Here is a 9,960-nt window from a genome sequence, read left to right as displayed (position 1 = left end):
CGGGTGGGCGGGTGGGAGTAGAATAATGCGTAAAATTTTCTGCTGCGTTCATATGTCGACATAATTTATTCGCCCTTAAGAACTATTGCCGGGTGTATATCCATTACTTTACGGACGGGAATAATCGAGGCCATTACAGTTATTGCTATAAATATTATTATAGTAACCGGAATCAATGCCCACTGAAAATTTATAGCCCGCCCGAAAACATTTAAGCTCACTCTCTGGGCAAATTCAAAGCCGAGCCAGACTCCTAATGCGCCGCCTATAAAGCCCAGCAAAACGCCCTCACCCAGCAATTCACTCATGACAAATTTATTTTCTGCTCCGAGTGCCTTTTTTAGCGCGATCTCCCGCCGTCTCTCTGCTACCATTGCCATCATGGTCGTATATACTGAAATCATAGTAATAATTAATACTACAACTGTAACAAGCAAGACAAGAGCCTGCAATTTTCCTAAGACTATATCCTGCGATTGAGTCAGCCTTCTTACTGCACGGGGCTGTAGATCGGGTAAATCATGCTCAATTTTTGCTGAAATTTTTTCGAGTTCCTGAGAGTCTGCTATTACGCTGCATTCTATAACGTCAGCTCTAAAAGTGTCGCCGATTAAATTATTTAACATGTCAATATCCGCAAAAATAAATCCCTCTTCAGCTCCACCGGTTGAGACAATGCCCCTGACTGTAAAAGACTTGTGAAAATTTTGACGCGCTAAATCCCTTTTTTGATTCTCTACTGCTGAAAGATTTTGACCTGACGCTTGAGCCTGTTCGCCGTATTTAACGCCCTGTACTGTGAAAGAATCACCGAGCTTTAAATTTAGAGTCTCCGCTATTTCGTGGCCGATCATGACCTGCAAATTTTCTCGTGAGTCTGCCCAGCTGCCTTCTATGTACCAGAAGGGACTATTTTTTTGCGCTTGATCTAATTCTGTCCCGGCGATTATATATGGCTGTTCGTTAATTTTTACCGTCTGATAACGATATGGAGCTATGCCGACGAGTTTATTAATTCCGATTAAATTTTTTAACGAGTCAAGAGTTTCACGTGTAATCTTTGCTTCACCTCTAGGAAGTATTATCAAATTTGCTCCGTAAGATCTAAATTCACGGCCTAACTGTTCGGGAATGTCATAATAAATCGTAACTAGTCCCGATAAAATTGTAGCTCCAATTGCTATAGCGAGAACTGCAATAATTAATCTTGATGCTCGGCGGATTAGTGAACTCGTTACCATTTTAATATACATTTTTTGTCTATTTGCCATGTAGAACCTCCGTAGGCTTCAAAGCCATTAAATAACGAATCGCGGGAATACTTCCTATTAAAGTTACAAAGAATAATATTATCGCTACAATCAAAATTACCATTCTAGCAATCTCAATATATGAGCCAAAAACAGTCTGCCCGATAATTTGTGCAAACCCGATTCCCAGAAAATAACCGAGCACGCCGCCAAATAAACCCGTCATCATTACTTCAACGAGTACGAGTAAAGCAATCTGCCAGTTATAAGCACCCAGAGCCTTTAACAAGCCTAATTCTTGACTGCGTTCTATTACACTCGCTGTGATTAAATTTGAGATTGCCAGGGCCGACCCGATTGAGCTTAAAATAGTAATCAATATCATTAATAATGTCGTCTTGTTCAAAATCGTACCTTCTGACTCGGCAACTTGTCTAACAGGTTTTGCGACTCCGTCCCTTATTACTTCCTGAATCTGATGACATATCGCGCTGACATATGCCGTGCAGTACCATGTTTCGTATTCGTCGGGTGAAAGACTTCTAGGATCTTGCGCTGCCTTTCTCGCTAAATCATTATCGGGTGTAGTGAGTGCTGAGACTTCAATATTTGAAATTTTGCCCTGTAAATTCATAAATTCCTGAACTGACTCAAGCGGCATTAAAATTTTTGAGTCTGAATTCCCGCCGTCATTGAATATAGCTTTGACTCGAAAATTTTTGACGAGGCCATTATTTATTAAAGTTATAGAATCTCCGACGTGTATATTATTTTTTGAGGCCAGCAAATTCCCTATCATTACAGCGTCCGAATCTTTCTCGTTAAGCCATTCGCCTTTAACGTCCCACCATGTGCGCAAAGATTTTAAACCTGTATTTAACTCTTCACCAGTTGACAAAATTGCGTGTTTCTCCGGCCAAGTTCCTAATAATGATACATCACCGGCGACTCTGCCGTTTATTTGCATAATAGCGTGTCCGTCCAACATAGGGGCAAAATCAAGAATGTTAAATCCCCAGAAAATTGTTTTTAGCTTCAAAATATCTTCTTCATGTAAAAATTTATCATTTACTCCGAGTCCAGTTAAGCCGTATAAATCGCTCATTAGTGCCGCGTCCTTGTGCCTGACTGTGATATTTGCGCCGTAAACTTTTAACTCGCGATTAACCTTGTCGCCGACTCCTAACATTACATTCATCATAGCAGTAGAGAGCGAGACTCCTAATATTACAGTGAAAGCGATCATTAACATTTTACTTTTTTGACGAATCAGAGTTTTACTTACCATTCTCCAGAACATTTTTATATATTTATGCCTCTTTTCATGTAAAAATTTTTATGTTAATCGCACATAATTATTTAAATCTCTTCTCATGAGCCTCTAAAACTTTCACATCTATAAAAATTTTGCCTTCTCTTATCTCATAATCAAACGGTATAGGATTACAGCCGCCTTTGAATCCTATAGTATTCTTATTCATGACTACATCACAGCGTTTGCAGACGACTTCTTCATCACCGCGCTCAAAATATCCCGCAATCCCGCAAATTTCGCAGGCATCGAGTCCCACTCCGTAAGCATTACCCGCAGGTTTCTTGACAGCAAGAAATCTCACATCATAGCCGTTCGGTGTAACATACGAGAATTTATGCAAATGACCGTCTGAAATATTTTCGAGCTTTATAGAAATTATCCCGTTTTCTATATCATAGGGCTCAGGCTGAATCTCAACGGGGGGCTTTGTGTCGTAATAGTGCAAGACAGTAACAACAAAAATTGCCAGCGTTCCGAAAATTGCCAGACTCATTGACCATCGGCGGGAATCTCGCAATCTTGCTTTTTCCTTGCGTAATAGTGCCTTATTCGGGAATGAGTGAGACGGCCTTAAATGAGTAATTATCACAAATATTAACATTATGACAGCGAGTCCGAGTTCAGCGAATAAAAACGCGTTAGGGTTCGAGTCATGCCAAATCATAACGTCAAACACTGAAATATTCATGAACGAGTCAGAAATTTTTAATACTTTCAATTTTTGTAAAGCAACAACGGCCGCCGCAAAATATTCAAGCGCAAATATAATTAATGACACGAGCACAAATATATAACTCTGAGTCGCAGTATTCAAAGATTTATGGACTTCATAGCCGCAAAGAATTATTAATAAACATAAAAATATTCCCAGTGAATAACCCAGCGCGCGCAAAATTGAGTTCGTGCTTATACCTGCCTCACCGAAATAAATAAATTCCCTCGTAAATTGCAGTATAGGCGGCAACAAATACATAAACGCAGCAAATATCATAATTGACAATAATACAAGATTTGCGAGCCATAAAAATTTTTGCCTGAATAAAGCCGTCAAGCTCGTGAAAATTATAGAAATTATAGAGATTATAGCAAGACTCACTACTAAGCGGCGATTAAAAGCTATTAATAATAAATTCATGCCTCTAGGATCATATAAACGCACCGCAAATATTATTGAACCTGCAATTATTCCCAGTAATGAGGCCATAATAACAAATTTTCTACGTGAAAAACTATATATTATTCCTAACATAAAAGCAAAGGCCGCTAAATGATCAGTAACGGCGACAAGATACTTTAAAATTTTCGATTCCTCCTTAATACATAAATTCGGGAGACTCTGAATCGCCTCAAAGCCTCCCAGTTAAATTTTTATGAATTATGCGCGCTGATTTATTATTGCAATTGCTCCCCTGTGTAATTCCAATCAAATACGACCGTATATGTCTGGAAGAAATTTTTTGCGTTCTCTTTCGCGGGGACTCCTGTTTCCGGGTCAGTATGAAGTAAATAATCAGTCGGAGGCTCAATTATAAATTTCAGCTTGTATACACCGACGGGAAGACCTTTTTTGATATTTGCTCCATAGTGGGGGCCGTCGTCTGCATTCATGGGCATAAATGAGCCGTCCATTACGACTTTGCCGTCAATTTTCGCGATCTCATATTTTACTGTGAGATATGCCGGCCAAATGTCTTCACCGTTGCCGAATCCGTATGCAATTGCGTCTGCTGGCTTCAAATGAATATCTGCCTCCAAATGCATGTCTGAGTCTTCCTTTGAAGGGTTTTTACCGGCCGGGTACATGTCGACTGCCTGAAAATATACAGCTGCTACGTTATAGGGGCCGACCTGAGTCTCACCGATGGGAATCTCTTCAAAACCTGCTTGGCCGGGCTTGACTGATACGGCTTGAGCTCCAAAAGCTGCTGCACTAAATGCAAGTGTTAAGATCATTACAGCAAAGATTAATTTTTTCATGATAAATATTTACCTCCTACAAAAATTTTTATAAACTTCCCGAGTCAGCTAGCATGACGGGTTATTTATCCTTTTTTCGCCTGAAAATGTGCGGAATCATTATCCATATTGCAGCTATAACGAGCATTATTTGAGGGATCAAAGTCTCGGCCCGGTCGTAAATGCTCAAAATCTCAATGGAAAATCCATTCATAGCGGGAATTACTGTCCAGCCGGTTATTACGTCTGCTTCTGTGAGTTCGACGACTCCTTTACCCATGAAAGAAATACACATTAAGAATAATAATATGCTCGTGAACATAAAGAACGCCCGCAAAGGTAATTTCACGCTGAAATATCTAAATCCTACCCAGACGGCAATTAACACGAGAATCCCCGCGCCGATTCCATAAGCTATATAAACGGGATTGCTCATTCCGCCGGTGAAAGCTGCCGAGTAAAATAATATCAACTCCGCGCCCTCTCTCATTACAGCAATAAAAGCCGCAAAAATTAATGTCCACTGACTTTTTGAGTCTATTGACTGCTGAACTTTTCCGCTTATGTAATTCTCCCACGCGATATTATCAGCCTTTGAAAGCATCCAGTTACTGACATAAAATAATACTGCAACCGCTAAAAACATAGTCCAGCCCTCAAGCAATTCACGAGCCACTCCGCTTTGTTCGCCCATTAAAGTATCAAGAGCCCACGCAAGAATCACGCTCGCAATTATCGCCGCAAATGAGCCGAGATATACGCCCTTGAGCATGTGTTTATTTCCAGTCTTGATTAAATACGCGACAATAGCAACTATTACGAGAATCGCCTCGAGTCCTTCACGCACTAACAAGCCGAATGCAGTCAAGAATGTCAGCCAGTCCCTATTAACCGGAGCGCGTTTTTCAGGCTGTGAGTCTGATTGAGTTTGAGCCGGAGCCGGAGTCTCTGAAACTTGCGCAAAATCAGGTCTAGCAACTTTTGTGTCAGTGTAAATTGCAAGTCCTGCAGAGTCAGGATCGCTGATTTCTGCCTTCCCGTCTAATACCATTGAGTCTTTATAAACTTTTATCTTGAGATCTTCAATTTGTTGGAGCAATAAACTTTTTTCTTTTTCCTGATTGCCTAATAGAACGTGTTTAATGTCTCTAAATTGTGCCTCGATATGATTGACTCTTGCTGCCGAGATTGCATACATTACAGTGCTCTCTACTCCCTGAACCTCATAATATTTAAAATATGCGTCGTTCACGTGATTATAAGCGTCTTTATATTTGTCGGCTTTAACATCTTCAATCGCTGCGTTAAATTCAAGTGCCATGTCAGCAGCAACCCCGCGCCAGTCGTCATAACGTTTTTTCTTTTTCGCGGCCTGAGATTCATTCACACTCGAAAAAATCAGCGCACAAATCACAAGCACAAGCAAAAATGCTCGTTTATTCCTGAACAATTGAGTCAATCTCCTTATTGTTGAAAAATTTTATTATGTATCAAACTTTTTATTACGTGAAAATTTTAGCAGTGATTAATTTAGCAGTCAAGAAATTTTGTTAATGCATGCAAACTTTATAATAAAATTATTTTCCTGCCTTCAAGTGAAAGAGTCGCGCTGACTCTTAGATTTAACATGTCTTGATTGAGCTTGAAAGATTTATCATAAAGTTTTATAAAGTCGAGTCCGTTCGTGCGAATTCCAGCAAGTGAGAAAATTTTTTGAAGCCGCAAATTTCGTGTGATGCCTCTTATCGTGCCGGGATTATTTATTATTACTCGTGCAGGCCGTGAATTTATAGTGATATTTATATGATTGTCAATATTATAATCAGAGTGAACGAGCGAATTTATAAATATTTCTCTGAAGGAATCTGCGCACCTGTCAGAAAGTTTTAAAGTCAGTCTAGGCAAAATTTCAGAATATGCACGCCAGATATTTTTTGATTCGAGCGATATAATTTGTCCGTTGTTATTCAGTTCGGCCCGGATTCGCAATAAATCACCGAACATCAAAGCCCCCGCAAAAGTTAAGTACTTACCGGAATATATAAAAGTTTTTCGCAAAAAATTTTTATGAGTCAAATATTTATATTGCTCGTGAAATTTCATGACAGTGAGACGAAATTTTTTAATAGATTCGTCATCAAGAGAAATATTATCAACTGGGAAGTCATCGCGCGAGAATTCAAGAGAGTCAGCGGCCATTAACGAGCTGTAAAATTTGCTTGATATTAAATTAATTCCTTCAACACGGCGGAAAATTTTTTTATTGAGATTTTGCGGTTTATCGTGCCAAGAAAGACTCTCAACTGGGAATATTATAATTCTTGCTGGCGAGTCAAATATTTGCGTATCAGGCCGGAAAATTTTTATATTCTCGTCGAGTCCTGAAATTATTATATTGTCCTGTGAGTCAATTTCTGCACCTGCTATTATCCAGCCTCCGGAACTATTTGCGAGCGCGTTGACAGACTCGGGAATTTTGTAGAGTTCATCGCTCCGTAAAAATTGCCTGTCTTGATTCGCGGTTTGTTCGAGGAAGTCTGCAAAACTTGAAAATTTCTCACTCACAAAAAAATACACTCCTTCAGCGCATATTATAGTGTATTCAAGCAAGAAAAATTTCTCGCAAAAAAATTGCTATACAACAAAAAATTTTATCTCTGTGAAGTCTTGTAAATGAATAGATTATATTAACTTTTTGTATTAGTAAATGTATTAGTAAAATTGCTTTCTTGACTCATAAATTTTCGCAAATAAAATCTTTCAAAAATTGTAGCACACGCAATATAATTTACTCAAAAATTTTTGCGAGGGTGATTTGCCATTAAAAGATTCGTAATCATTGACGGCCATAGCTTGGCACATAGGGGATTTGGAGCTGTAAAATTTAGACTCACTGCTCCGGACGGGACTCCGACTGGGATGATCGTGGGATTTATAAATATGTTATTCCGCGTTCAGGATGATTTAATGCCGGATTGTACGATAACTGTATTTGACGCTCGCGGGAAGACTTTCAGGCACGAACTTTTACCAGAATATAAAGCAAATCGCACTCCCCCTGAAAAAGATTTTATAATTCAACTCCCTATTTTGGAAGAATTATTAAATTATCTCGGCTGTAGTGTTCTTATTCGTGAAGGTGTAGAAGCTGATGATGTTGTAGCGTCATTTGCTAGGCTCGCTCAATCACAGGGACATGAAGTCATAATTATTTCGTCCGATAAAGATTTAATGCAGCTGCTCGGAACTGGTATAAAATTAATGCGTCCCATTAAACACGGAGTAACTTTTGCGGAAATCTACGACGTTAATTTATTCAAGAAAGAACACGGTTTTATGCCGTCATCATTTGCTGATTATCTCGCAATAGTGGGCGACCAGTCGGACAACGTGAAAGGAGTCCCCGGAGTCGGCGATAAGGGAGCGACTAAGATTTTAGCTTTATATCCAACTTTAGAAGATATATTTGCTTCACTTGATGATCTGCCTAAGAGCCAGCGCAAAAAACTTCAGGACTATGGGCTCGATGCCGCAAAATGGACCCGCGATAATATTATCAGGTTAAAAGAAGACATTTTCACGGGAGATTATGAATTCTTGAATCAGTGCATAAATCGCAAGTTAGATTTTGACAACGCAGAAAAATTAGCTTTCAGACTTGGCCTGACTCGTGTATTAAATCGAATCGGGAGTATTAAGACTCCGCCTCAAAGACTCGAAATTAATAATACAAGCGCAAAAATTTCTGTAATGCCTCAAGCTGAGACTCTGACTCTTGACTATAAAGCAGAATTTACACATCATCCCGAATTATTTGACTCGCATAAAAATTTATGGGACTTGAAGACGGCTTATTACTTGTTACATCCTGACATGACAGCGCGAAAATTTCCTGAAATAGCCTCATTCATTAAAGAAAGCAGCAATCCGGGACAAACTCTCGCGGAAATGTCCAGCACTCTTGAAACAGAAATCGAGTCATATAATAATTTGCAATATATAATGAATAATATAGATTTGCCATTGATTCCGGTCTTGACAAAAATGGAGTCTCACGGTGTCAGAATAAATCACGAGAAATTTTCAAGCATTCAAGTTAAACTAGAATCGCGTATAACTGAAATCGAGTCAACTATCACTAATACAGCAGGAATCAGAATAAATCTTAACTCACCGCAGCAAGTTTCATGGCTCTTATTTGAAAAATTAGGCTTTACCCCTGAAGGAATGACTAAAAGCGGCAATTCTTACGCAACAGATTCGGGAGTCCTTGAGAGGCTCGCAAAAATTTCTGATAATATATCATGTCCGGGCGCAGAGATTCCGAAATTATTGCTCGAACACAGGGAATTAACAAAGATGCTCACAAGTTTTGTTATACCTTTTCAGAGAGCGGCGGACTCAAACGGGATAATTCATACGACATTTGAACCGGCTATGACAGGAACGGGACGACTCAGCAGCAGAGATCCGAACTTGCAAAATATTCCCGCATTCGGGTACTGGGCAAATGAAATAAAATCGGGCTTGATTCCTGTAAATCCTGAAAATATTTTCGTCTCGGCTGATTATTCACAAGTCGAGCTGCGAATACTTGCGCACATGTCCGGCGAGTCAAAATTAATTGAGGCTTTCAATAATAAACGCGATATTCACACGGAAACAGCTTCATGGGTATTCGGTGTAATTCCTGAACTTGTTACGAGCGAATTAAGACGGGCCGCAAAGATGATAAATTTCGGGCTGCTTTACGGTATGAGTTCATTCGGGCTGGCTGAAAGATTAGATATTTCTCGGCAGGAAGCAAAAGATATTATGACTCGTTACTTTGACGCAGTGCCGAGCGTTAAAAATTTTATCGATAATATAATCACTCAAGCAAAATCACGGGGTTATACTCAGACTCTATCAGGCCGAATCAGACCCGTTGACGAGATCCCCGCGAAAAAGTCAGCTCTTGACCGCGCTATAATTAATTCACCCATACAGGGAACAGCGGCCGACATTGCAAGAACGGCCATGATAAATTGTGAAGGAGAATTATTTTTGCAGGTACATGACTCTCTAGTGTGTGAGTGCAAAGAGTCAGAGTCTCAAGAAGTTGCGCAAATGTTACGCGAAATTATGAAAGCATCAGGGGGGGGAATAAATAATCTTGAAGTCGAGACTAAATCCGGCAAAACTTTAGCAAGTGTGTGAATCTCCCCTAAAACTTTACAGCTATATATGTCCGCCGCCTCCTCCCACCCGCCCACCCCGTCGGCGGCGGAAAAAAACAAGGGCAAAACTCTCGCAAGTGTGTAAAATTTACGCCGATATGCTAAAATTTGAGTTCGTAGAAATACGTAATTATAATTATGATAATAAAATTTTGAGAGAGGGTTTTATCTATTATGAATTTCCTGCGTAAACAAATGAAATGGGTCATGGCTATAATCG

Annotated in this window: 7 protein-coding genes; 1 reads left to right on the top strand and 6 read right to left on the bottom strand. The window is 39.6% G+C overall.

Features of this window, described 5'->3' with window-relative positions; all coding sequences use genetic code 11:
• Positions 1 to 65: 65 nt before the first annotated feature.
• The 6 genes from IJS99_05145 to IJS99_05120 all read right to left on the bottom strand — a co-directional run bounded on the left by IJS99_05145 (position 66) and on the right by IJS99_05120 (position 7,086).
• A complete protein-coding gene (locus tag IJS99_05145; protein MBQ7561200.1) occupies positions 66 to 1,271 on the bottom strand; it encodes an FtsX-like permease family protein in 1,206 nt (401 codons plus the stop codon).
• Positions 1,261 to 2,550, bottom strand: coding sequence for an ABC transporter permease (locus tag IJS99_05140; protein ID MBQ7561199.1), 1,290 nt, complete (start codon positions 2,548 to 2,550; stop codon positions 1,261 to 1,263). Before IJS99_05140 ends, IJS99_05145 begins: the two co-directional genes overlap by 11 nt.
• A gap of 55 nt (positions 2,551 to 2,605) precedes the next feature.
• Positions 2,606 to 3,814: a DUF2318 domain-containing protein gene (locus IJS99_05135; GenBank protein MBQ7561198.1), complete on the bottom strand. Its 1,209-nt coding sequence runs from the start codon at positions 3,812 to 3,814 to the stop codon at positions 2,606 to 2,608.
• A gap of 143 nt (positions 3,815 to 3,957) precedes the next feature.
• Entirely contained in the window at positions 3,958 to 4,542 is a 585-nt protein-coding gene (locus tag IJS99_05130) for an iron transporter (protein ID MBQ7561197.1), read from the bottom strand.
• Between the two features lie 61 nt (positions 4,543 to 4,603).
• Entirely contained in the window at positions 4,604 to 5,989 is a 1,386-nt protein-coding gene (locus tag IJS99_05125; GenBank protein ID MBQ7561196.1) for an FTR1 family iron permease, read from the bottom strand.
• Between the two features lie 98 nt (positions 5,990 to 6,087).
• Positions 6,088 to 7,086: a hypothetical protein gene (locus IJS99_05120; protein ID MBQ7561195.1), complete on the bottom strand. Its 999-nt coding sequence runs from the start codon at positions 7,084 to 7,086 to the stop codon at positions 6,088 to 6,090.
• A gap of 288 nt (positions 7,087 to 7,374) precedes the next feature.
• Between IJS99_05120 and IJS99_05115 the strand changes: the two genes are divergently transcribed.
• Positions 7,375 to 9,720, top strand: a complete 2,346-nt coding sequence (locus IJS99_05115; protein ID MBQ7561194.1) for a DNA polymerase I — start codon at positions 7,375 to 7,377, stop codon at positions 9,718 to 9,720.
• The last annotated feature ends 240 nt before the right edge of the window (positions 9,721 to 9,960 follow it).

The organism is Synergistaceae bacterium, assembly GCA_017444345.1.
Taxonomy (GTDB): Bacteria; Synergistota; Synergistia; order Synergistales; family Aminobacteriaceae; genus JAFUXM01.
Note: the sequence above shows the minus strand (reverse complement) of the source record. Positions and strands in the feature narration are given on the sequence as shown.

What these genes read in the sequence shown, in the direction of transcription:
- IJS99_05145 (MBQ7561200.1), bottom strand. Translation starts at nt 1,271, where the DNA reads ATGGCAAATAGACAAAAAATGTATATTAAAATGGTAACGAGTTCACTA.
- IJS99_05140 (MBQ7561199.1), bottom strand. Translation starts at nt 2,550, where the DNA reads ATGTTCTGGAGAATGGTAAGTAAAACTCTGATTCGTCAAAAAAGTAAA.
- IJS99_05135 (MBQ7561198.1), bottom strand. Translation starts at nt 3,814, where the DNA reads ATGTTAGGAATAATATATAGTTTTTCACGTAGAAAATTTGTTATTATG.
- IJS99_05130 (MBQ7561197.1), bottom strand. Translation starts at nt 4,542, where the DNA reads ATGAAAAAATTAATCTTTGCTGTAATGATCTTAACACTTGCATTTAGT.